We start from the raw sequence: 20,320 nt of genomic DNA, 5'->3' as shown, positions 1-20,320 counted from the left end.
CCAAAAAAGCTTTTAATTAATCCTGCTTCTTCTGTAACTTGAGGGATTTCTGGTGGGTTAAAATGTTTATCCCAAATATTATTTTTGAGAGATTATGGGTCGCAATATTGGCCGCAATAAAGCGCTGCACAGTTTCAATGGGGAGGTTCAACTGCGTTGCAATTTTTGAAACTTTACCACCTTGAATAAAGCAGCTGGAAAGTTGAAAAATGGTTTTCCTGTCCACATTGCTTGCTGGCTTAGGCCACATATGGATCTTAAAATGGCCATCTTCAGGTGCAATTTCTTTCAAAAATATGGATGAATCCCAAAAAAACTGCCATAACCAGTCGCTAAGTATATGGGGTTGCTTACGTGAGACTTTCATGAAGTTACTGGTGCTGGCAATGTCATAATCAAAACCAGAATCTGTAAAGGCTTGTTCTCGTTCTGTATTGAGCCAAGCGATATTTTTCTGAATATCAATAATGGCAATGGTGCCCAAAGTATCAAAAAGATGTAGCTTCGAGTTACGTTCTGTATCCAGCATTTTGCTGAAATATTCTAATTTGTAGGGTGTTTTTTTATTCTGAGTTTCGATAGGAAGGATTTGTTGATTGTCAAAAGAGGGATGTAGTAGATGTTGAATAATCCAATTCGAGAAGCTTTCAATATGCGTAATTGGTAAAGAAAGTGTATTTTCGTGGAGTCGGTTTTCGTTATGGGTTTGCTTAGAAATTTTTAGCCATGGGAACTGACGACTTCGAATGATCTTTTGGATCCCTTCGGTTTCATAAAAACTTTCATGGATAAATAAACAATCAATAGTTGGGTCAGCAGCGGAGCTCCAGTTAATTTTATACTCTTGAGGAATGAGATTACGTAGCTGTGTTTTAAGTTCGTCAGAATGGTTTGAACTCAGGCCGGTAATCGCAATATTAATATATTGCTTATTCATAGTGTTTCTTTAATTTAATTAGGTTGAAGAGGACAACGCATACAACCCCTTTCCCAAAAGGATGAGAAAGGGGCAATTCAAATTAAGAAAAATCTAGGCCTTTTTCATATCCTTTGAGTTCATGGCGAGCCATGGCAAGATTTGCTTTAGAGCGTTCAAGGACAAGATATAAGAAAATTTTGTCATTGCCTTCTAAAGGACGAATAAGGTGATACTGCTTACCCAGTGTAATTAAAATATCTTCAATTGAGTCATTTAAGTTTAATGCTTGTGCAACACGTCGTTTTGAGCGAACGACTTCAGTATTACCTGCCGCCGCGAGTTCTAAATCGATGCTTCCACCGCCTTGAGTTGCTAGGGCTAAACCGCTTTCCCCATCGACCAATGCTGCTGCATAGAATCCATCGATATTTGCTAATGCTTCCAATGACACTTTAGCCATAGTTTTTCTCTTCAATTTTATGAGTTTTAAAATCCTTTTAACTTGTTGTTTCACAATTCGATTTAACTATATGGACGGTGTGAAAAAATTATCAATATAAATAAATGTAACAAAAAAAGATGAATAAATGTACAATTAAACCCGAGGCTTTTAGTCAGTTTTTGCTAGAGATTTTGTGATTAGGTTTGCGGATTTTAGAGAGGAGTGTGAAAAAGTTTATTGTTATTTGAAAAAGTGTTTAATTTATTTGCTATTGTAACAAAATGTAACTTTTACCGTATGGACAAATAAAAGCAAAAAAGAAATCGATTTTTTTGCTTTTTAAAGATGAAATATATAATTATTTTTCATTAAAAAATAAAGGGATGCGCAAAATGAGTGCATCCCTTGGAGATTAGACAAACATTTGACTTGCTGCGCAATAAAGTCCCCATAAAATCACGATAGCCACAGCAGGCTCAATCAGTTTTGCCCATGTTGGCGTTGGATTTTGCTCTGCTACCTGTGTGTGTAGCTGATCTGAGTGGTCTGTTGCGTGTTGATTTACCATTTGATTAAACTCCTTCATCGTCTCTTCTAATGATAGCTCTTCTTCAGGCTTTGGTTTAGAGCCAATCAGTTCTGTTAGCTCACTTGTTGTCCAAATCCAGTCATCAGCCAGACCAGAGAGGTGCTCGATTTGACCGACAAGCAGCTCACGTATTCCATGTTCGCCAAAGTTTCCCGTGACATCAAGTTGTTTGAGTTCAGCAAACTGAAGACCCAACATTGTAGTCAAGCTATGTTCTAAGTCTGCCTTCGCTAACTGTGATTCATTTTGCGGAGACGTGGTGAGATGCCTTGCAAGTTCTTGAATATAGAGATGATCTTGAGTTTGAATCTCTTGATAGAGCTTGGTGCCATCTTGACGCATCAAAGTGATGAGCTTTCCAAGGGAGAGGGTATTGGCCTCAGAAAGATATTGAAGTCGCTCCTCATCTGAATATTGACTCAGAAGCTCAGGCTTTTGAATTTTAATCTGCTCTGCAAAATATTGTACTAAATCAAAAGCCATATAATTACTCCATTTTATTAATCTAATAACCTTAAACTTGGTTTTTTCTTAGCGGGTTCAGTTTTTTCTTCATTGTCTGATTTTAAAGCATTTTGGTCACTTTGGGTATGATTGTCATACTCGCTTGGATCGAAGAACAAGCCTTGCCCATTTTCACGGGCATAAATGCCAATCACGGCATTAAGTGGGACATAAATATCACGAGATACGCCACCAAAACGTGCTGAGAAGGTAATCGCATCGTTGCTCATATGTAGCGCATGTACGGCATGAGGGACGATGTTTAAGACAATCTGCCCATCTTGAATAAACTGTTCAGGAACGAGGGTATTTGGTTGGGTTGCATCGACTAATAAATGCGGTGTTAGTTGGTTATCACAAATCCATTCATAAATGGCGCGAGCTAAATATGGACGAGTCGGCGTAAGGTTTAATTCTTGATCAGACATAATGTTCTCTACGGCTGTTTAAATTCAGATTGATAATGGTTTTTCTCCTGCAAAGTTAAAGACTTTAAAAATGCAGGACGACTAAAAATACGTTGGCAATATAAGTAGATTGGACGGCATTGTTGTTTGGGTAAATGCACGCCCATGCTGTTTAAGCGTAAAAAGATAGGCGCAAGCATGCAATCTAAAATACTAAAGCTTTCCGACATGAAATAGGGGAAATGCTGGAACAATGGTGTTAAGGAAATGAGTGTGTCTTTCAGTTTTTTTTGTGCTTTGAGTTTTGCTTGTTCATCAAGTGTATCTGGATGGCGCAGCATCATATCAGCAAGCTTTAACCAATCTTGTTCAAAGCGCCAAATATACTGACGCTGTTCCGCACGAGGCATAGGCGCGTCGGCATAGAGCTTGTTTTGACGATAACGATCGTCTAAATACTCGGAGATGATATTGGCATTAAATAGTTTTAAATCATTTTCAATCAACATCGGCAGCTGATTATAAGGGTTTAAGCTGGCGAGATCTTCATCATCGGCATCACTTAAAACCAAATGGTATTTGATTTGCTTCTCTGCAAGTACATAACGAATCCAATGGGAGCGAAAATCATCTGCATGGCTATACAGCGTAATTCCTTGAAGCGGAGTAGTTTCGACAGACATATTTCAAGAAACTAGGTGAAGTGAATCGGTTAGAATACTAAAAATAGCCAATAAAATCATCTTAACTTTAATATGCTTATACAATCGAACAACTTGGAAGAAATCAAAAATAAGGATAGAACCATGCTGCTTAGGCTCAGAATCACCCAATCGATCGCAGTTATTATATTAATGACTTCTATCTCAAGTAGTTATGCTCAAATTCAAGATGCAGCCGAACACGTAGATGTAGCGCAGCAGACTGCTGAATATGCAGCTTGTATTGCCGATGAAGCCTGTGATGTCGCTACTTCTGTATCTGAGGATGAGATGTATGGCGGCATTCAGCAAGAATATAGAGTAAAAGGCTGTAAGGTCACTGTTTATAATGATGGGCCTGTGAAAATGGTCGATGAGAAAACCGACGAGCCGTGTAATGCACCACTTCCCAAAGATCATCAATTTTCAAAATAAGCTGGAATATGTAACTAGAGGCATGTAGTACGAATAATGAAGAAAGCATAGGCTTAAAACTTGAAAATGACGCATAAAAAAAGCCTTGGATAAACCAAGGCTTTTTTGTCCGATTCGGTAAACGAATTAACGTTTAGAGAATTGAGGACGTTTACGAGCTTTACGTAAACCAAGTTTCTTACGTTCAACTTCACGAGCATCACGAGTAACGAAACCAGCTTGACGAAGAGCAGGTTTAAGTGTTTCGTCAGAAGCGATCAACGCACGAGTAATACCGTGACGGATAGCGCCAGCTTGACCACCGATACCACCACCAGCAACAGTGATGTAAAGGTCATACTTTTCAGTAACTTCAAGAAGCTCTAAAGGTTGACGAACAACCATACGAGCAGTTTCACGACCGAAGTATTGCTCAAGAGTACGGTTGTTAATTACGAGCTTGCCTGTACCAGCTGACAAGAAAACACGTGCAGTTGCGGTCTTACGGCGACCTGTACCATAATTAGTAGCCATGTGCTGTATCCCTTAGATGTCCAAAACTTGTGGCTGTTGAGCAGCATGTGGATGCTCTGTACCTGCATACACTTTCATTTTCTTGATCATTGCATAACCAAGAGGACCTTTTGGTAACATACCTTTAACAGCTTTTTCTAAAACTGCTTCAGGTTTGTGAGCGATTAACTTTTCAAAGTTAGTCTCACGGATACCACCAGGGAAGCCAGTGTGGCGATAGTATTTTTTATCAAGTGCTTTTTTACCAGTCACTTGAATTTCTTCAGCATTGATTACAACGATATAATCGCCAGTGTCAACGTGAGGAGTATAAGAAGTCTTGTGCTTACCACGTAGACGACGAGCGATTTCAGTCGCAAGGCGACCTAAAGTTTTGCCAGAAGCATCAACAACGTACCAGTCGTGTTGAACTTCAGCAGGCTTAGCGCTGAGAGTTTTCATTAAACCACTACCTATTATAGTTGGTTTGGACTATGGAATCTGTCCAAACAAAAGGAGACGCGATTCTAAACGAAGTTGCTCAGAATCACAAATGAAAATATAAAATTTCAAGAGCCGTATTTTAAGGTATTTCCCTACATAAAGGAAGAGATCAAAGTTTATTCTTTTTAAAAAACGACAAAAGAGTTCAAACTTTAAAAAATGAGGAAACAGCGATATTGAACTTTATGACTTCACTGAATGAAATGCGGGATCATCACCATACAACCATTTTAAAATAACGGATAATACAGGAGTTACGACTCGCAATTTCTTTGTCATGTTTTATATGTTTGAGGCTTTATTTTTTCTTTGAAAGTCGGTGGAATGTGAAAACAGGATAAGTGAGGATTTAAATATAAAAGAATAGGTTCAAGTTGAGTACGGTGAATGCGGAGATACTGGGTGAGACGTTGTATAATAGTCCAAACGCATTTTACTTGAGTTGATCATGCTGCCTTTATATGTCACCAGTGGTGAACCTGCTGGGATTGGTCCAGATATTTGTTTAAGCCTTGCTGCTCGTATAGATGAGCGTCCGATCGTGGTCCTTGGTGATATGAACTTGCTACGTACAAGTGCAGCATGTTTGGGGTTGGACATTGAACTGATTGAATATTCAGGACAAGAAGCATCATCAACTCAGGGACAACTTTATGTTGAGCATGTACCGTTAAGCGAAGCTGTTGTAATGGGTGAACTCAATCCTGAAAATGCGCCTTATGTCTTAGAGCAGCTACGACGTTCGGCCGATTATGCTATGTCCGGTAAAAGTGTAGGTGTTGCAACTGCACCTGTACAAAAGTCAGTTATCAATGATGCTGGGATTCACTTTAGTGGACATACCGAATACTACCAAGAGTTTGCTGGGGTTGAACGTGTGGTGATGATGCTCGCAACCAAGACCTTGCGTGTCGCGCTGGCTACTACACATTTGCCATTAAGAGCTGTACCCGATGCGATTACCAAAGAACGACTGCATCAAGTGATTGGTATTTTAATTCAGGACTTAAAAAGCAAATTTAAAAAAGAGCATCCCCACATTTTAGTGTGTGGCTTAAACCCACATGCAGGGGAGGATGGTTATTTGGGTATGGAAGAAATTGAGGTGATTAACCCTGTGCTGGAAAGCTACCGTGCTCAAGGCATAAATATGAGTCTGAGCCTACCTGCCGATACCTTATTCACCCCAGAAAACTTAAAAGATGCCGATGCTGTTTTGGCGATGTATCACGATCAGGGCTTACCTGTGTTAAAATCGCAAGGGTTTGGTGAAGCCATTAATATTACTTTGGGCTTACCGTTTATTCGTACCTCAGTCGATCATGGCACAGCTCTCTCCCTCGCAGGCACAGGTCTTGCGAAAAGCTCAAGCTTACAGGTCGCTGTTGATTTAGCGTTAGAATTAGCTCGTCACTAATGTTCAGTGATTAACTCACGTTGGAAAATTTTATGTATCAAATTAATGCCTTAAACCCTAAAGATGAAGGGCACCATACGCGGAAGCGTTTTGGGCAAAACTTCTTACATGACCAACGTGTGATTGCCAAGATTGTACGTTCAGTTGCACCACGTTCAGGTGATAACATTGTGGAAATCGGCCCGGGTTTGGCAGCATTAACATCACCGTTGATTGGAGAGTGTGACGCACTCACGGTGGTCGAATTAGACCGTGATTTGGCGACCGGTTTGCCGGGGCGTGTGCCACATCCTGAACGTTTAACCATTATTGAAACCGATGCACTCAAATACGACTTCACTAATTTATTTGAAGATGGTCGTCCTTTACGTGTTGTGGGGAATTTGCCGTATAACATTTCGACGCCACTTTTGTTTCATCTCTTGGAGTTTGGTGACAAAGTTAAAGACATGCATTTTATGCTACAAAAAGAAGTGGTTGACCGTATTACGGCTTCTCCAAATAGCAAAGAATATGGTCGTTTGTCGGTGATGATTCAGTATTTCTGCAAACCTACGTTCTTGTTTGAAGTACCACCGGGTTCATTTAACCCGCCACCAAAAGTGACTTCTGCGGTGTTTCGTCTAGAGCCGTATGCGGTTAAGCCGATTGTGGCAAAAAATGAAAAAGCCTTAGCACGTTTGGTCTCGCATGTCTTTACTCAGCGCCGTAAAACTTTGCGTAATAGCTTAAAAGGCATGTTGGCTGAAGATGGTTTTGAGCAAGCGGGTGTTGATCCGATGGCGCGTCCAGAGACTTTAACACTGGCTCAATTTGTGGCATTAGCAGATCAAATGGTGGCTTAAGGTGGCAGGCGCAGAGATTCGATACAATTATGTCATTGGTGATGTGCAGGGTTGTTTTGAAGCACTAAAAGCCTTGCTAAAGACCATTCAGTTTGATCCTGACCAAGATTTTATTTGGTTTGCAGGGGATTTGGTTGCCCGTGGTGAAAACTCATTGGGTGCTTTACGCTTTATTAAAAAATTAGTAGAGCGTAATGCGGCTGCAACAGTTTTAGGCAATCATGATTTAACTTTGCTGGCGGCTGCACGTGGCATTAAAGCAATTAAAGACAAAGATAACATTCGTGATGTGATTGATGCGATTGATAGTGATGATTTGATTGATTGGCTACGTAAACAACCCTTGTGTGTGTTTCCAAACGCAACCACGGTTCTGACGCATGCGGGCATTCCAACCAATTGGACAGCAGAACAAACTGCTGCTTTAGCCGCAGAAGTTGAGGCGGTCATTGCAGCGGATGATTTTGATGTTGTCGACGCCTTTTTAAAAGAAATGTATGGCAAAGAGCCCACCTTATGGTCTGATGAACTGACGGGGCATGCGCGTTTACGTTGTATCGTAAATTATTTGACTCGTATGCGTTTAACCGATAGTGCTGGGCGTTTGGAGTTTAGTTTTAAAGACTCACTCAGTGACCCAATGCCAGAAGGGTTCAAACCATGGTTTGAATTCGCTTCACAAGCGGCACAAACCCATAAAGTTGTGTTTGGTCACTGGGCCGCTTTACAAGGTAAAACCATTTCAGACTCGATTCAAAATGTAGATGGCGGTTGTGTTTGGGGGCATCAATTAATGGCTTACCGTCTAGAAGATGAGACTTTATTTGCCGTTGATAATCCAGTTCAATAGCACATGCATTAAAAAAGCCACGAAGTTCGTGGCTTTTTTATTCTTAGTCGATTCTTAACCAAGTTTGGTTACGACCTAAAGCAGAAACACCGATGTATGCACGTAGAGAAAGACGCTTTCCTGTGGCATTCAGTTTCATTTTTGCATCATAAAGTTTGCCAGACAAAGGATCAATCACACGACCTTTTTCATAGTTATTGGTGCCGTCGACATGCTTTAAGCCTTTAATAATGTCCATACCTAAAATTGGTTTGTTGGTATATGGCGTAGGGCAATTCACACAAGTTTCTTTTGGGGTATAACCTGGGCGCGGTGTAATTTTTACAATTTTTCCAGTGTAAGTATTATTCGATTCTTTACGAATTTCGATAATGGCTTTTGGCGAGCCTGACTTATCATCAATTTGTTGTCATGTCCCTGTTAAGTCCTGTGCAAATGCTCCCCCGCAAAGCATGGACAATGTTAATCCCGCGATAAAAAACTTACTTTTCATATAAGGTTCTCTATAGTTTCACAAAAAGATATCCAAGACACAGAAAAATAAACAGTTTGCACAAGGCAAACTGTTTTGTGTTTAGATATGAGTTAGGCAGTTGCCTTTAAAAATTGAAAAATCATACATGCTTAGCTGAAACTCTTTTATTCATTGAATTTGAAACAATCAGACTAAGTTTGATGCAATGTATGAGTGACTCAGTGGTGGTCTACAAAATCTTGATCAAGTGATTGCGTAGACCAAGCCTGTTCAGTAATAAGAACCTAGATTATTCTCGAATCCACGTTTGACTACGACCTAGAGCAGATATGCCCACGTATCCTCGCAAGGTTAAGCGTTTACCATTCGAACTGAGTTTTGCTTTACAGCTATAAATATTACCAGACAGTGGATCAATGATTTTTCCACCCGTGTAATTGGTATCACCGCTGTGTTTCAAACCTTTCATCACATCCATGCCTAAAATAGGCTTATTGGTATACGGCGCAGGGCAATTAATACACGTTTCTTTTGGTGTATAACCCGGACGAGGCGTCACTTTAACGATCTTAGCGGTATATGTCCCATTTGATTCTTGGCGAATCTCAAGGATGGCTTTTGACGACCCAGTTTTGTCATCAATATTTTTCCAAGTGCCGCTAATATCTTCAGCGAAAGCTGTACTACCTATAACGGTTGTAGCGAATGCGATTGCAAGTGTCAATTTGCTCATGAACAAAATCCTTTTATCATTTAATCAACGACAAACTCATCTTAAGTCGATTTTTTAAACAATACAATTGTTTATGTGAGGAACATATCACATTTTTTGCAAGTATAGAATAAACAACGGTAACCAGATTGCTGTAAATACCGCATTGACAGCCATTCCAAAGGCTGCGTAACGTCCAGCAATACTTCCCCGTTGCCATGCTTGAGCTGTACCGATGGCATGAGCTGCAAGACCTAGCGCTAAGCCCGATGCTCGTTCGTCATTAATGTGTTTGAGGATCAGTGGTGAAAATGCAGCACCAATCACACCGGACAAAATAACGATTAAAATTGCCAGACTCACAGGGGCTTGCAGCAGTGTTGCAATGTTAATCGCAATTGGTGTTGTGACTGCGCGCGTGGCAAATGCCATAATGGTAGGGTCAGACAAATGTAATAGATAAGCCAGTCCCATCGGCAGTCCGACCGCACTGATACTGGCAAAGACTAAGATGCCCACCACTGCTTTGAGGGGGAGGTCATCATAGCGCATAGCAGCCAATGGAATAGCTAATGCGACCGTCACATAACCGAGCAGATGGTTAAACACTGGATTTACCTGTGCCATATATTGCTCATACGGAATGTTTAAAAACAACAGCAGGGCAATCACAAAGCACATGCCAAAAACAATCACGGGAATTTGTGGCAGTTTTTTGTTGAGTGGCTTTGCCAGTAAGTAGGCAACGAGGGTTAGGAAAAAACCGAAAATAATGGGAATCATGTGCACACTCCTAAAGCCATTTCTTAGACATTTTTGCGTAAACCCACAGTGGAATTAGTGTGCTGACAAATAGCACCACCAAAAACATTGGGATTTCACTGCCTAAATGGGTCATCATCAGCAGGGAGCCTGCACTGATAGGTAGAAAAGCAAAGGCACTTTCTTTCATGATTTTATTGTTGGTATCCACCAAACGTGCTGGAATTTTATGAAATTTTCTCCAACCCAAAAGGACGATTAATAAACTAATCAGTCCAATTAAATTGCCCAGTTCAGGATGTCCAAAACGTCCAGTGATCCACACAGCCGCTTCACGAAAGATGATGATCAGGGCAACCGTGCCGATCCATGCTTTCCAATCAACAGTTTTTATCCATTCCATTTTGTTCTGTCATTAACATTTTACTTATCACGTTTTAACCGATTTAGCTTTTGATTTCAAATTCTTCGAGTTCACGATGAAATTGTTTTGCTTTCAAACCTAAAATTTCATTAATCGGTAAATGTGCTTGTTTAATCAATTGTTCAAGTTTATGTGGTGCAATATACACTTGTAGGTGTAGGTTGCCCTCATCATCATAATTTTCAGATTGAATCACATTTAGGGCGTACAGTTGATTACGTAATTTGCCATAGGCAGGTTTGAGTAAGACGTCAAAGTTTTGAATTTGACCCATCAAACACTCTTGTACCGCTTGGCGTAGTAGATCAAATCCTTCGCCTGTATGTGCTGAGACATAGACACGCTCAGGTACATTTGGTTCAGCGTAAATGATTTTGGCTTGTTCGCCACTTTGATCGATCTTGTTATACACCCGTAGAATTGGAATATCTGCGCCAATTTCTTTGAGCACTTTTTCAACAGCTTCAATTTGTTCCATATGGTCAGGACTGCTCGAGTCAATCACATGCAACAGCAAACTGGCTTCTAATGTTTCCTCTAGCGTCGCTTTAAACGATTCCACTAAAGCATGCGCAAGATTACGCACAAAACCAACCGTGTCGGCTAGAACCAGCGGACCAATACCATCCCATTCCAAACGTCTTAAGGTTGGATCTAAGGTTGCAAATAGCTGATCTGCGGCATAAACATCAGATTTGGCAAGGGTGTTAAACAGGGTTGATTTACCCGCATTGGTATAACCAACCAAAGAAACGGTTGGAATGGCAGCTTTTTGACGTGCGGCACGCCCTTGGATACGGGTCTGACGGACTTTTTCTAATTTATCTTTAAGTTGTCCAACCCGGACACGGAGTAAACGGCGGTCAGTTTCGAGTTGCGTTTCACCTGGACCACGGAGTCCAATCCCGCCTTTTTGGCTATCGAGGCTAATGCCTGTACCGACCAGTCGAGAAGACAAGTGATCCAATTGAGCCAATTCGACTTGAAGTTTCCCTTCATGGGTACGGGCACGTTGTGCAAAGATATCTAGAATAAGGCGTGTACGGTCAATAACGCGGCACTTGATAATGCGACTCAGATTACGTTCCTGACTGGGTGTCAGGGCATGGTCAATAATCACCAGCGTGGCTTCAAGTTCCTCAACACGAGCAGCAATTTCTTCTGCTTTGCCTGAACCAATGAAATATTTAGCATCGGGTTTGAATCTTTGAGCGTGAATATGCTCCAGAATTTCTGCACCTGCCGACTTAGCAAGCAAACGAAATTCTTCTGCATCAAGGTCTTCCAGAATATGGATGGCAACACTGACTAAAATGGTTTTTTCGCCACCTTGCTTCTGCTCAAAATATTCCACTAAATTCGATCTCACATTGAAAACTCTAGTGTAGATGAATTTGCTGAGATTGAGCGAAATAGTTATGCTGTTGCCTTACATTGAGCGAAATAAGTGAACCAAAAGCAGCAAGGTGCCAAAGTATAAAATACTGAGCCCTATAATAAATTTCAGTGCCTGAACAGGATTTAACGGCGGAGCTGGAGGATTCATTTGATCGCTCATGTGCGCACCATGTTTTGTTATTTCGATTGATTTATTTTAATTAATTTGTTTAAACGATTAAAATTGAAAATAATCATCTGGTCCTTCGGTTTTTATGATCAATGCAAGTTAGTTAAGATCAGTATAGAATGAGCCGAAATCAATGATTAAATGTTGAATGAAGCTGTGCCAAGTGAACCGTCTATGCAATCGAATACTGAAATAAAAACAACATCAATAAAAGGTGTCTCTAAGCTTTTTCTGTATGGTAAAAAGCTGGCTTCAGGGCTTGGCGCCGTGTCCGAAGGGTTTTATTTGGTCTATCGACATGGCTTGTATAAAGACATTAACAATCCACAAAATACCCGTTACGTGCAGTATTTCTGTCGTCGACTGTGCAAGGTTTTTAACATTGATGTGCATGTCCACGGGGATATTCCACGTAAGCCTGCACTTTGGGTCAGCAATCATATTTCATGGTTAGATGTCGCGGTTTTAGGCTCAGGCGCACGAGTTTTCTTTTTGGCCAAGGCTGAAATTGAAAAATGGCCTGTGTTTGGCAAATTGGCAAAAAGTGGTGGAACCTTGTTTATTCAACGTGGTTCAGGCGATTCCATCAAAATTCGAGAGCAAATTACAGCGTTTTTAAAACAAGATATTCCTGTGTTGTTTTTCCCAGAAGCGACCACGACCGATGGTTCTAAAGTGAAAAAGGTTCATGGACGTATATTAGGCGCAGCAATTGAGGCCCAGCGTGATGTGCAAATTTGTTTGATTTGCTATGTGAATCAACAGGGCGGACTTGACCAAGTCTCTCCGTTTATCGGTAACATTAGTTTTGCCGAGCATGTTAAAAAAGTACTAGAGATGCCACAAGTGACGGCACATTTAGTTGCGCTCCCAGCCATTTGTACCGCAGGACATACGGTTGAGAGTTTAACGGCACTGGTCCAACAAAAAATGGTGCAAGGTTTGGCTGATTTACATCATAAAGTTTTGAAGTCCCAACTAAACATAGAACAAGCTTGAAGGCTTACATAAAGCCTTCAATCGGTAGCCAAGAAACGACTTTGAGACCAGCACGTTTGAACCAATTCATTTTTGGTTCAGTGGTATAGGTTTTAGTAGAGCCATCAGCTTGTTTGATTTGCCAGTTAATGTTTTTGTTTGCATCTAGGACCAGCTTATAGGCATATTTACTGAGGTTTTGGTCCATGGTGTAGTGTACCGCTTTGGCCAGCGGTGGACTGTTCAGTAAAACCCCAATTTCTGTATTTAAGTTGGCAGAGCGGGGATCAAAATTAAATGAACCAATAAAAACCTGTTTCTCATCAATGGCCATGAGTTTGGCATGCAGACTCGAGCGGCTTAATCCTTTGATGCTGACTTTGGCTTTTTTCGAAATTTCTTCATTGTTTTCGTTTAGGGCTTCGGCCGCAGGCGTGGCTAAAAACTCATAGAGCTGAACACCACTTTCCAGCAAGTCTTCACGATATTTTCCATAGAAAGCATGTACCAATGGTACATCATTGGCTTTAAATGAGTTGGTCAGTACGCGAACTTGAATGTCACTTTGAGCTAGATTTGCCAACTGTTTTTTGCCTTTACGTTCAGGCACAAAATAGGCCGAAATAATGTCGATGCTTTCCATTGGCTTTTCTAAATGGGTTTGCAACTGGAAGTTTAAATGTTCTTCTTTTTTCGCACGAGACTTGGTTTTGCTTGGCGAGTCTTTCACCACTTCGGCTTTGACCCAATCGAACTGGATACTATCATTTAGCCAGTGTTCAAAGGCCTGAGAACGATTGGCTAGATCCAAATAATTTTGTACGGTCACTTCCTGATAGTACTGCTCTAACTGGGTTTTTAAACCTTCATAACGCAAGCTGTAATGGTTGGCGTTGACAATTTGACGCACTGGAAAGGCATAATCGTCATTCCAGTATTCATCGAAGGAATGCACAATTTCATCTGAGGCAGAGCCGACCAACATCACATCAACATCGGAAAACTGATAACTGTCGCTGACGTTATAATATTGATTGCTCATGTTGCGCCCACCAATCAACGAAATTTGATTATCGGCAATGAAGCTTTTGTTGTGCATACGACGGTTGATGCGTTTTAGATTTAAGACCATATCCATCGCACGATAGTGACGGAAGCGGTAGGGGTTATACAGTTTGATGTCGATATTAGTGTGTTGATCGAGCGCCAAATAAATGCCTTCCATTTTCTTGGCATTGTTATCATCGATTAGTAATCGAACCTTCACCCCGCGATCAGCGGCTTTCAAAATAGAATAAAGCGCTAAAGAACCAATACGATCGTTGTCCCAAATATAGTATTGTAGATCTAAGGTCTTTTCTGCCTTATCAATAAGATGGATACGCGCGGCCAATGCTTCGAGTGGATTATAGAGAACATGGAAACCTGTAAGGCCCGGATTTTGTTCACGTAAAGGCAGTACGATTTTGCCTAAACTGGTTTTATCTGTTGGCAAATCAAAGGCATAGACGGGCGTCTGTGGGATCTGTTTGGGTAAGGTGTTACACGCTGGGACAGTCAAAACCATACAGCTCAGCAACAACAGTTTGGCACCTTGCTGAGTCGAAGATGAGCGGAATAAAGTTTGTTTCGCTAAGCCGTGAGGTTTTTCCATCGTCATAAAGTCTATAAATTTGGTTTGAGTATAATTCTGAGCTGTGAAAAGATAAACAGAAGATTATGTGTTCTTGATGAACAATTTGTGAGTAAAAGTCTATGATGAATATACACTCCGTCGTGTTCTATTTTTATATTGCGATGGCCTTGCTTGCGGGGTGGGCGGTGTATCAGGCATGGATCAGTCAAACCAATACGGAGACTATTCATCCGTTTAAGGCCTTTGTGCATTTGTTGGCTTTTTATCTCTCTTATTTACTCATTCCTTTGTTTTTCTTTAGCTTATATGCAGGTTTTCAGGGTTATTATTCATGGCATGAAGCTATTTTTGTGTTTTTGGTCAGTGGTGTGCTGTGTTATGCACGTTTCATTGAACCGCATTTTGTACATGTCAAAACCACTCAATATCAAATCCAAGAAGATTATAAATTACTTAAACCCGTTCGGATTGCGTTAATTGCCGATCTACACATTGGTCTATTTTCAGGGCATGAGCGACAACTGAAAACCATCGTCAAACGACTGAATGAACAAAAACCTGATTTGGTGGTGGTTGCAGGGGACTGGACTTATGAACCTGAAAATACATTGGCAGAAGAATTAGAGGTGTTGCAAGAAATTAATGCCCCAGTCTATTCGGTCAATGGTAATCATGATGAGCAATATCCTGGTCCGCCGATTCAAAATTTGTTAAGACATGCTTTGAAGGTGAATAATGTGATTGATATTGAAGGTCAGATTGTGGAATTTGAAGAGTTTCGTCTGATTGGAGTCGGGGATTTGTGGGCAGGCAAGGCAGATATGCGTTTTATGCCGCATTTACCGCAGGACAAACCGTGGGTCATCCTATCGCACAACCCAGATACGGTCGATATGGTACCCGCTTTACCCAGCCGTCCTTTAATGCTTTCAGGTCATACGCATGGTGGTCAGGTTGAGCTGCCATGGCTTACAGATTATGTGATGAAGAAGGTGTCTATATTAGGACACAAAAAAGGCTTGTACCGACATGAATATGCCGATGTGTTTGTCACGGTTGGAACAGGCATGGTGGGTGTGCCGTTTCGTTTTCGTGTACCACCGACCATCGATATTATTGAACTAATTTAAGTTGGGTTTAGAACCAATAAAAAATAAAGCTTAAAACCAAAATGACCACAGCCAAGACGATCCAAAGGTTGTGGTTTTTTGTATGAAGCGCTTGTAGGTCTTGTATTGCATCGAGGTTATTCACTGCTGGGCTATGCGGGCTTTGTGGCTGTTGTTGTGTAAAGCTCCGTCCTTCAGACACAAGGGAGCTGTGGTGTCTTAATTCAGCAGTTGATATGCGTTGTTGTTGGTGTCGTTTATGGCGATACATGCTTTTTAGTGCAGCATCATGCCGCTTCGTGAGTTCAGTCACGATCTCTTGAGCATCATCGTATTGAAAAGCGGTATGTGTGGCGATGTATTGAATGGCTTGAATAATTTTATTTTCTTCAACTAATACGATGACATCAAGGAGTTGTTCATTGGTGAGTTGTTGTATTTTTTCATCCATTTTTCGATTCTATTCATCTGTATCTCTCTCTCTATTTATGAAGTAAAACGACAGATTTTAAATATGGTTTTTGTAGCGTTTGTTAAAGCATTGGTATAAAAAAACCAGCATCACTGTGCTGGTTTTTAGACATCAAATTCAGGTTTAAATTTGATTATTTACATCATCATTTTTGGTTTCACGGATCATTAAGAACGCACATAAAGACAGAAGCGATGCCGCCGTGAGGTAATAACCCACTGCATGTAAACCATAGGTGGTTGCAAGCTTGGTGGCAATGAGAGGTGCAAATGATGCCCCAAAGATCCCCGCAAGGTTAAAAGTCAGCGCTGAACCTGTATAACGAACGGATATTGGAAAAATCTCAGAGAGCACGGTACCAATCGGTCCATAGGTTAAACCCATGATGGATAAACCAATACACAGGAACAAGAACACAATAAGGGTACTGCCTGATTCCAACATGCTTGAGAATACTAAACCAAATAACGCCGCAGCAATACAGACTGCAATAGACGTGGTTTTACGACCAAATTTTTCCGCAAAAACTGCAGACAAGGGGATGAATGCAGCAAAGCACAGGGTTGCGACCAGTTGAAGTTGTAAGAACTGTTCGCGGGTGTAACCCAGCTGTTTGGTACCCCATTGTAAAGCAAATACCGTCGTGAGGTAGAACACTACAAAGGTGCAGATGGCTGCAATGGTACCTAAAATCAACATGCCCCAGTGCTTGGTCATCACTTCTTTAAACGGAATGTTAACTTCTTTTTGCTTGTCTAAAACTTTCTGGAACGCGGGGGTTTCATGGAGTTGTAAACGAATCCACAGACCTACAATCACCAGTAAAGCACTTGAGATAAAGGGAATACGCCAGCCCCAAGTCATGAACGCTTCTTCAGTCATAAAATGACCCAGCGTTAAGAATGAACCAGTTGCTAAGATAAAGCCAATCGGCGCGCCCAGTTGGGGAAACATACCATACCAAGCACGCTTACCTTCAGGTGCATTTTCTGTGGCAAGCAATACCGCACCCGACCATTCACCACCTAAGCCGAGTCCTTGACCTAAACGACACAGTGCAAGTAGTAATGGCGCGGCAATTCCAATTTGTGCATAGGTGGGTAATAAGCCGATACACACGGTTGAAAGTCCCATGGTCAGCAAAGCTGCAACCAAGGTCGCCTTTCGGCCGATACGATCACCTAAATGTCCAAAGAGTGCGGCGCCAATCGGGCGTGCAATAAAGGCAATCGCGAAGGTCGCCAAAGACTGAATGGTTGCAGTCATTGGATCGGTACTTGCTGGAAAGAACAGGTACGGAAAAATAATGACAGCTGCAGTGGCATAAATATAAAAATCGAAGAATTCGATAGTTGTACCTACCAGACTGGCTGTAAGTACGCGGAATTTTGAGTTTACAGGCTGCTGTTCAGCAACAGCAGTATTTAATGACGCCATGGTAGACCTTACACTTAAAAAATAGTCGAACTGAGTTTTAAAAGCGTCATCTTTTTAAAAAAGGCGTAATTTTTTAAAAAAATACGAATGTTCCTCGGGCAGACTGCGGAATTAGGGTTACTAAAAAATGTAGTGTGCGCGGGTTATATCACGTAAAGATAGATGGACAGGAAATGTGATCCTGCACCAATCAATACAAAAATATGCCAGATAGCGTGCGTATATCTTACCTTTTTTAGCGCATAAAACAATGCACCGATGGTATAGGAAAGTCCACCAATGATTAAAAAAGTCAAAGCAGGTTTAGATAAAAAGCGTTGCATATCATCCATTACCAGCACAGCCAGCCATCCCATGAGCAGATAAGCAATCAGTGAAATTTTTTCAAAGCGATGAATGAAAACTAACTTGAATAGTGTACCAATGATTGCAATCACCCAAAGTGCAATGAGTAGGTAATGGGCTTTTTGTGTGGGCAGTGCAATAGACAAAAATGGAGTGTAGGTGCCCGCAATCAGATAATAAATGGCAGTGTGATCTAATTTTTTATACCAGCCGCGACGCTCTGGAGATTCGGCAAAATGATACAAGCTTGATGCGGCAAATAATAAAAATAGGCTCAAAGCATAGACCCACAGCCCGATCCACTGCGCTGTTTCTAAGTAAGATCCTTTGATAATCAATAAAATACCCGCTATGAGTGCAAGACCTGCACCAATAGCATGGCTAATAAAGTTGATTTTTTCTTCAACTGGATCGTAGTTTACAACAGGGCGAGCGCTCATAAGTCATGTGCATTTTTATAAAATATACAACTGTATCGTAATTCAAATTTGCATTTAGCGTAAGACGCTTTAAAATTTAATCGCAATTCTTTTTTTGGTTTCTATTATGACCGTTTCGGTATCGTCCTCTGCACAAGAGCAGCAATTCCTTCAAGCCTTTCAGCAAGCGCTTGAATCTCAAAGTTTTGATCGGATGATTCTGAGTCAATATCAGGGTGAACTTGAGCAACTCGAGAAGATGACTTTTCGAGTCGTCATGTTACAAGGACAGCCTGTATTGAGCTGTTTATATCGCCATAAAACCCAAGATGTCACCAAAAATTATTCATTAGACACAGCACTTGATACGGTAACTGCACTTTTGGCGCAGTGTAAACAAGCCAATCTGCTGACAACTGAACAAGAGTTGCAACTGAAGAAGAACAAGAAGAAAGCTATGCTGACGCAAAGTAAAAATAAAACGGTAACCAAAGCTGTTGAGCAGCAAGGTCATGACCGTGTCAAACAGCGTTTTGTAGATCAAGACAGTTATTTCTTACAGCCGCTTGGTATTACCGATGCAAAAGCGCACATCATTCCCAGTATGGCGCGTAAGTGGAAGCAGATTAATAAGTTTGTCGAAATTTTCTCAGGGGCATTAAGTCATATTCAACTGCCTGAACAACTGCGCGTGGTCGATTTTGGCTCAGGAAAGGGCTACTTAACCTTCGCTTTGTATGATTATTTGCTGAAGCAAGATATCAATCCTTTTGTGACTGGGGTTGAGCTAAACAGCAAGATGGTACAATTCTGTCAGGAGGTTGCGAACAAGTCAGATTTTCAGCAACTTGATTTTTTTCAGGGTGATGTTCGGACGTACCAACCTGAACGTCTCGATGTGATGATTGCGCTGCATGCATGTGATGTCGCGACTGACTTTGCGATTCATACCGGCATTCGTTTAAATGCCGAAATGATCATGTGCGCGCCGTGTTGTCATAAAGAATTACGCCCGCAACTGAAAGCTCCACTCGTGTTGCAACCGATGTTGCAGTTTGGTATTCATGCGGGACAGCAAGCTGAAATGCTGACCGATACTATTCGTGCCTTGTTACTCAAAGCCTATGGCTATGAAACCAAAGTGTTTGAGTTTGTAGCACTTGAGCATACCAGCAAGAATAAAATGATTTTGGCAACCAAGCGTAAGGATTATCAAGCGCCCGATGTTGCTGTCTTGGCACAAATTCAAGCCTTGAAAGAGATGTATGGTATTCAAAAGCATTCACTGGAATTGCTGTTGAATAATCAATGGGATCAGCAGGATATTGGCTGTAAATGCTAATTTGAAATTGATCAAGCAGTCGAGAGGCTGCTTTTGTTTTTAGGAAGATGATTTTTAATGACACAACTGACCCTACGTTCAAGCAGCTGGGATGTGCTGCAACATGATGCCAAACTGATTCGTGAGCAGGTGTTTATTCAGGAACAGCAGATTGCGGCTGAAGATGAATGGGATGCGGAAGATGCGGTTTCATTGCATTTTGTGGTTTATGATCAAGATCAGCCAATTGCGACAGCACGGTTATTGCAAAATAACAGCGTTGGGCGTGTGGCTGTTTTGAAATCGCATCGTGGTTTAGGGATTGGCAAAGTGCTGATGCTACAGATCATTCAACAAGCCAAACTTGAACAGCGAAAATTCCTGAAACTGTCTTCACAGGTGCATGCTATTCAGTTTTATGCGAGTTTGGGTTTTAACGTTGAAGGTGAGGAATATCTGGACTGTGCTATTCCACATATTGATATGCGACTGGCATTTAGCGATTAAAGAATTTTAAGTTTTGATAACATAAAAAAGCCACTCAAAGTGGCTTTTTTG

The 20,320-nt window shown here is 41.2% G+C and carries 23 protein-coding genes and 1 pseudogene; 8 read left to right on the top strand and 16 right to left on the bottom strand.

What is annotated here, in order from left to right; genetic code table 11:
- Window positions 1–16 precede the first annotated feature (16 nt).
- The 5 genes from AC4CVD_RS13900 to AC4CVD_RS13880 all read right to left on the bottom strand — a co-directional run bounded on the left by AC4CVD_RS13900 (window position 17) and on the right by AC4CVD_RS13880 (window position 3,544).
- Window positions 17–937: a hypothetical protein gene (locus tag AC4CVD_RS13900; protein ID WP_490753324.1), complete on the bottom strand. Its 921-nt coding sequence runs from the start codon at window positions 935–937 to the stop codon at window positions 17–19.
- A gap of 82 nt (window positions 938–1,019) precedes the next feature.
- Complete coding sequence (locus tag AC4CVD_RS13895; RefSeq protein ID WP_004695079.1) at window positions 1,020–1,379, bottom strand: hypothetical protein; 360 nt, start codon at window positions 1,377–1,379, stop codon at window positions 1,020–1,022.
- Between the two features lie 394 nt (window positions 1,380–1,773).
- A complete protein-coding gene (locus tag AC4CVD_RS13890; RefSeq protein WP_078389015.1) occupies window positions 1,774–2,433 on the bottom strand; it encodes a hypothetical protein in 660 nt (219 codons plus the stop codon).
- Between the two features lie 17 nt (window positions 2,434–2,450).
- Complete coding sequence (locus AC4CVD_RS13885) at window positions 2,451–2,882, bottom strand: ClpXP protease specificity-enhancing factor (protein WP_125281751.1); 432 nt, start codon at window positions 2,880–2,882, stop codon at window positions 2,451–2,453.
- Between the two features lie 8 nt (window positions 2,883–2,890).
- Window positions 2,891–3,544, bottom strand: coding sequence for a glutathione S-transferase N-terminal domain-containing protein (locus AC4CVD_RS13880; RefSeq protein WP_004695093.1), 654 nt, complete (start codon window positions 3,542–3,544; stop codon window positions 2,891–2,893).
- Between the two features lie 171 nt (window positions 3,545–3,715).
- On the opposite strand from AC4CVD_RS13880, the gene AC4CVD_RS13875 reads away from it, so the two are divergent.
- Window positions 3,716–3,997 carry a hypothetical protein gene (locus tag AC4CVD_RS13875; protein WP_155115823.1) on the top strand — a complete coding sequence of 94 codons (282 nt, stop codon included), beginning with the start codon at window positions 3,716–3,718 and terminating at the stop codon, window positions 3,995–3,997.
- 126 nt (window positions 3,998–4,123) lie between these two features.
- On the opposite strand, the gene rpsI is transcribed toward AC4CVD_RS13875, so the two are convergent.
- On the bottom strand, window positions 4,124–4,510 hold the full coding sequence (gene rpsI, locus AC4CVD_RS13870; protein ID WP_004695095.1) for a 30S ribosomal protein S9: 387 nt from the start codon (window positions 4,508–4,510) through the stop codon (window positions 4,124–4,126).
- 12 nt (window positions 4,511–4,522) lie between these two features.
- On the bottom strand, window positions 4,523–4,951 hold the full coding sequence (rplM, locus tag AC4CVD_RS13865; protein WP_004695096.1) for a 50S ribosomal protein L13: 429 nt from the start codon (window positions 4,949–4,951) through the stop codon (window positions 4,523–4,525).
- A gap of 490 nt (window positions 4,952–5,441) precedes the next feature.
- Here rplM and pdxA point away from each other — a divergent pair, with 490 nt between their 5' ends.
- From pdxA to AC4CVD_RS13850, 3 genes are read left to right on the top strand one after another with little or no spacing between them, the layout of a single operon-like run.
- Entirely contained in the window at window positions 5,442–6,410 is a 969-nt protein-coding gene (gene pdxA / locus AC4CVD_RS13860) for a 4-hydroxythreonine-4-phosphate dehydrogenase PdxA (protein WP_201706740.1), read from the top strand.
- 32 nt (window positions 6,411–6,442) lie between these two features.
- On the top strand, window positions 6,443–7,255 hold the full coding sequence (gene rsmA / locus AC4CVD_RS13855) for a 16S rRNA (adenine(1518)-N(6)/adenine(1519)-N(6))-dimethyltransferase RsmA (RefSeq protein WP_490753323.1): 813 nt from the start codon (window positions 6,443–6,445) through the stop codon (window positions 7,253–7,255).
- 1 nt (window position 7,256) lies between these two features.
- Complete coding sequence (locus tag AC4CVD_RS13850; protein ID WP_078389017.1) at window positions 7,257–8,105, top strand: symmetrical bis(5'-nucleosyl)-tetraphosphatase; 849 nt, start codon at window positions 7,257–7,259, stop codon at window positions 8,103–8,105.
- A 43-nt stretch (window positions 8,106–8,148) separates the two neighbouring features.
- On the opposite strand, the pseudogene AC4CVD_RS13845 reads toward AC4CVD_RS13850, so the two are convergent.
- From AC4CVD_RS13845 to hflX, 5 genes and pseudogenes are all read right to left on the bottom strand, one after another.
- Window positions 8,149–8,598 (bottom strand): annotated as a pseudogene (locus AC4CVD_RS13845) (DUF2147 domain-containing protein).
- 271 nt (window positions 8,599–8,869) lie between these two features.
- Window positions 8,870–9,313 carry a DUF2147 domain-containing protein gene (locus AC4CVD_RS13840; RefSeq protein ID WP_058870235.1) on the bottom strand — a complete coding sequence of 148 codons (444 nt, stop codon included), beginning with the start codon at window positions 9,311–9,313 and terminating at the stop codon, window positions 8,870–8,872.
- Between the two features lie 87 nt (window positions 9,314–9,400).
- On the bottom strand, window positions 9,401–10,075 hold the full coding sequence (locus AC4CVD_RS13835; RefSeq protein ID WP_201702537.1) for an LrgB family protein: 675 nt from the start codon (window positions 10,073–10,075) through the stop codon (window positions 9,401–9,403).
- 10 nt (window positions 10,076–10,085) lie between these two features.
- Window positions 10,086–10,457 carry a hypothetical protein gene (locus AC4CVD_RS13830; RefSeq protein WP_004695106.1) on the bottom strand — a complete coding sequence of 124 codons (372 nt, stop codon included), beginning with the start codon at window positions 10,455–10,457 and terminating at the stop codon, window positions 10,086–10,088.
- A 43-nt stretch (window positions 10,458–10,500) separates the two neighbouring features.
- Window positions 10,501–11,832 carry a ribosome rescue GTPase HflX gene (hflX, locus tag AC4CVD_RS13825; RefSeq protein WP_490753528.1) on the bottom strand — a complete coding sequence of 444 codons (1,332 nt, stop codon included), beginning with the start codon at window positions 11,830–11,832 and terminating at the stop codon, window positions 10,501–10,503.
- A 387-nt stretch (window positions 11,833–12,219) separates the two neighbouring features.
- Here hflX and AC4CVD_RS13820 point away from each other — a divergent pair, with 387 nt between their 5' ends.
- Window positions 12,220–13,044 (top strand): lysophospholipid acyltransferase family protein, encoded by an 825-nt coding sequence (locus tag AC4CVD_RS13820; RefSeq protein WP_195729063.1) that lies wholly within the window; start codon window positions 12,220–12,222, stop codon window positions 13,042–13,044.
- A 4-nt stretch (window positions 13,045–13,048) separates the two neighbouring features.
- Here AC4CVD_RS13820 and AC4CVD_RS13815 read toward each other — a convergent pair whose 3' ends face one another.
- Complete coding sequence (locus tag AC4CVD_RS13815; RefSeq protein ID WP_490753527.1) at window positions 13,049–14,590, bottom strand: phospholipase D family protein; 1,542 nt, start codon at window positions 14,588–14,590, stop codon at window positions 13,049–13,051.
- Window positions 14,591–14,778: 188 nt separating this feature from the next.
- Here AC4CVD_RS13815 and AC4CVD_RS13810 point away from each other — a divergent pair, with 188 nt between their 5' ends.
- Window positions 14,779–15,789 carry a metallophosphoesterase gene (locus AC4CVD_RS13810; protein WP_490753322.1) on the top strand — a complete coding sequence of 337 codons (1,011 nt, stop codon included), beginning with the start codon at window positions 14,779–14,781 and terminating at the stop codon, window positions 15,787–15,789.
- 7 nt (window positions 15,790–15,796) lie between these two features.
- On the opposite strand, the gene AC4CVD_RS13805 is transcribed toward AC4CVD_RS13810, so the two are convergent.
- The 3 genes from AC4CVD_RS13805 to trhA all read right to left on the bottom strand — a co-directional run bounded on the left by AC4CVD_RS13805 (window position 15,797) and on the right by trhA (window position 18,462).
- A complete protein-coding gene (locus AC4CVD_RS13805; protein ID WP_348959734.1) occupies window positions 15,797–16,219 on the bottom strand; it encodes a hypothetical protein in 423 nt (140 codons plus the stop codon).
- A 144-nt stretch (window positions 16,220–16,363) separates the two neighbouring features.
- Entirely contained in the window at window positions 16,364–17,677 is a 1,314-nt protein-coding gene (locus AC4CVD_RS13800; RefSeq protein WP_078426767.1) for an MFS transporter, read from the bottom strand.
- Window positions 17,678–17,820: 143 nt separating this feature from the next.
- A complete protein-coding gene (gene trhA, locus AC4CVD_RS13795; RefSeq protein WP_004695126.1) occupies window positions 17,821–18,462 on the bottom strand; it encodes a PAQR family membrane homeostasis protein TrhA in 642 nt (213 codons plus the stop codon).
- Window positions 18,463–18,568: 106 nt separating this feature from the next.
- On the opposite strand from trhA, the gene AC4CVD_RS13790 reads away from it, so the two are divergent.
- Both AC4CVD_RS13790 and AC4CVD_RS13785 read left to right on the top strand, forming a co-directional pair.
- Complete coding sequence (locus AC4CVD_RS13790; RefSeq protein ID WP_490753321.1) at window positions 18,569–19,783, top strand: class I SAM-dependent methyltransferase; 1,215 nt, start codon at window positions 18,569–18,571, stop codon at window positions 19,781–19,783.
- A gap of 57 nt (window positions 19,784–19,840) precedes the next feature.
- Window positions 19,841–20,269, top strand: a complete 429-nt coding sequence (locus tag AC4CVD_RS13785; protein ID WP_490753320.1) for a GNAT family N-acetyltransferase — start codon at window positions 19,841–19,843, stop codon at window positions 20,267–20,269.
- The last annotated feature ends 51 nt before the right edge of the window (window positions 20,270–20,320 follow it).

The sequence above is a fragment of the Acinetobacter sp. LipI_23 genome, from assembly GCF_058243045.1.
Note: the sequence above shows the minus strand (reverse complement) of the source record. Positions and strands in the feature narration are given on the sequence as shown.

Excerpts from the sequence above, each read along its gene's own strand:
- AC4CVD_RS13900 (WP_490753324.1), bottom strand. The coding sequence starts at position 937 with ATGAATAAGCAATATATTAATATTGCGATTACCGGCCTGAGTTCAAAC.
- AC4CVD_RS13895 (WP_004695079.1), bottom strand. The coding sequence starts at position 1,379 with ATGGCTAAAGTGTCATTGGAAGCATTAGCAAATATCGATGGATTCTAT.
- AC4CVD_RS13890 (WP_078389015.1), bottom strand. The coding sequence starts at position 2,433 with ATGGCTTTTGATTTAGTACAATATTTTGCAGAGCAGATTAAAATTCAA.
- AC4CVD_RS13885 (WP_125281751.1), bottom strand. The coding sequence starts at position 2,882 with ATGTCTGATCAAGAATTAAACCTTACGCCGACTCGTCCATATTTAGCT.
- AC4CVD_RS13880 (WP_004695093.1), bottom strand. The coding sequence starts at position 3,544 with ATGTCTGTCGAAACTACTCCGCTTCAAGGAATTACGCTGTATAGCCAT.
- AC4CVD_RS13875 (WP_155115823.1), top strand. The coding sequence starts at position 3,716 with ATGACTTCTATCTCAAGTAGTTATGCTCAAATTCAAGATGCAGCCGAA.
- rpsI (WP_004695095.1), bottom strand. The coding sequence starts at position 4,510 with ATGGCTACTAATTATGGTACAGGTCGCCGTAAGACCGCAACTGCACGT.
- rplM (WP_004695096.1), bottom strand. The coding sequence starts at position 4,951 with ATGAAAACTCTCAGCGCTAAGCCTGCTGAAGTTCAACACGACTGGTAC.
- pdxA (WP_201706740.1), top strand. The coding sequence starts at position 5,442 with ATGCTGCCTTTATATGTCACCAGTGGTGAACCTGCTGGGATTGGTCCA.
- rsmA (WP_490753323.1), top strand. The coding sequence starts at position 6,443 with ATGTATCAAATTAATGCCTTAAACCCTAAAGATGAAGGGCACCATACG.
- AC4CVD_RS13840 (WP_058870235.1), bottom strand. The coding sequence starts at position 9,313 with ATGAGCAAATTGACACTTGCAATCGCATTCGCTACAACCGTTATAGGT.
- AC4CVD_RS13835 (WP_201702537.1), bottom strand. The coding sequence starts at position 10,075 with ATGATTCCCATTATTTTCGGTTTTTTCCTAACCCTCGTTGCCTACTTA.
- AC4CVD_RS13830 (WP_004695106.1), bottom strand. The coding sequence starts at position 10,457 with ATGGAATGGATAAAAACTGTTGATTGGAAAGCATGGATCGGCACGGTT.
- AC4CVD_RS13820 (WP_195729063.1), top strand. The coding sequence starts at position 12,220 with ATGCAATCGAATACTGAAATAAAAACAACATCAATAAAAGGTGTCTCT.
- AC4CVD_RS13815 (WP_490753527.1), bottom strand. The coding sequence starts at position 14,590 with ATGGTTTTGACTGTCCCAGCGTGTAACACCTTACCCAAACAGATCCCA.
- AC4CVD_RS13810 (WP_490753322.1), top strand. The coding sequence starts at position 14,779 with ATGATGAATATACACTCCGTCGTGTTCTATTTTTATATTGCGATGGCC.
- AC4CVD_RS13805 (WP_348959734.1), bottom strand. The coding sequence starts at position 16,219 with ATGGATGAAAAAATACAACAACTCACCAATGAACAACTCCTTGATGTC.
- AC4CVD_RS13800 (WP_078426767.1), bottom strand. The coding sequence starts at position 17,677 with ATGGCGTCATTAAATACTGCTGTTGCTGAACAGCAGCCTGTAAACTCA.
- trhA (WP_004695126.1), bottom strand. The coding sequence starts at position 18,462 with ATGAGCGCTCGCCCTGTTGTAAACTACGATCCAGTTGAAGAAAAAATC.
- AC4CVD_RS13790 (WP_490753321.1), top strand. The coding sequence starts at position 18,569 with ATGACCGTTTCGGTATCGTCCTCTGCACAAGAGCAGCAATTCCTTCAA.
- AC4CVD_RS13785 (WP_490753320.1), top strand. The coding sequence starts at position 19,841 with ATGACACAACTGACCCTACGTTCAAGCAGCTGGGATGTGCTGCAACAT.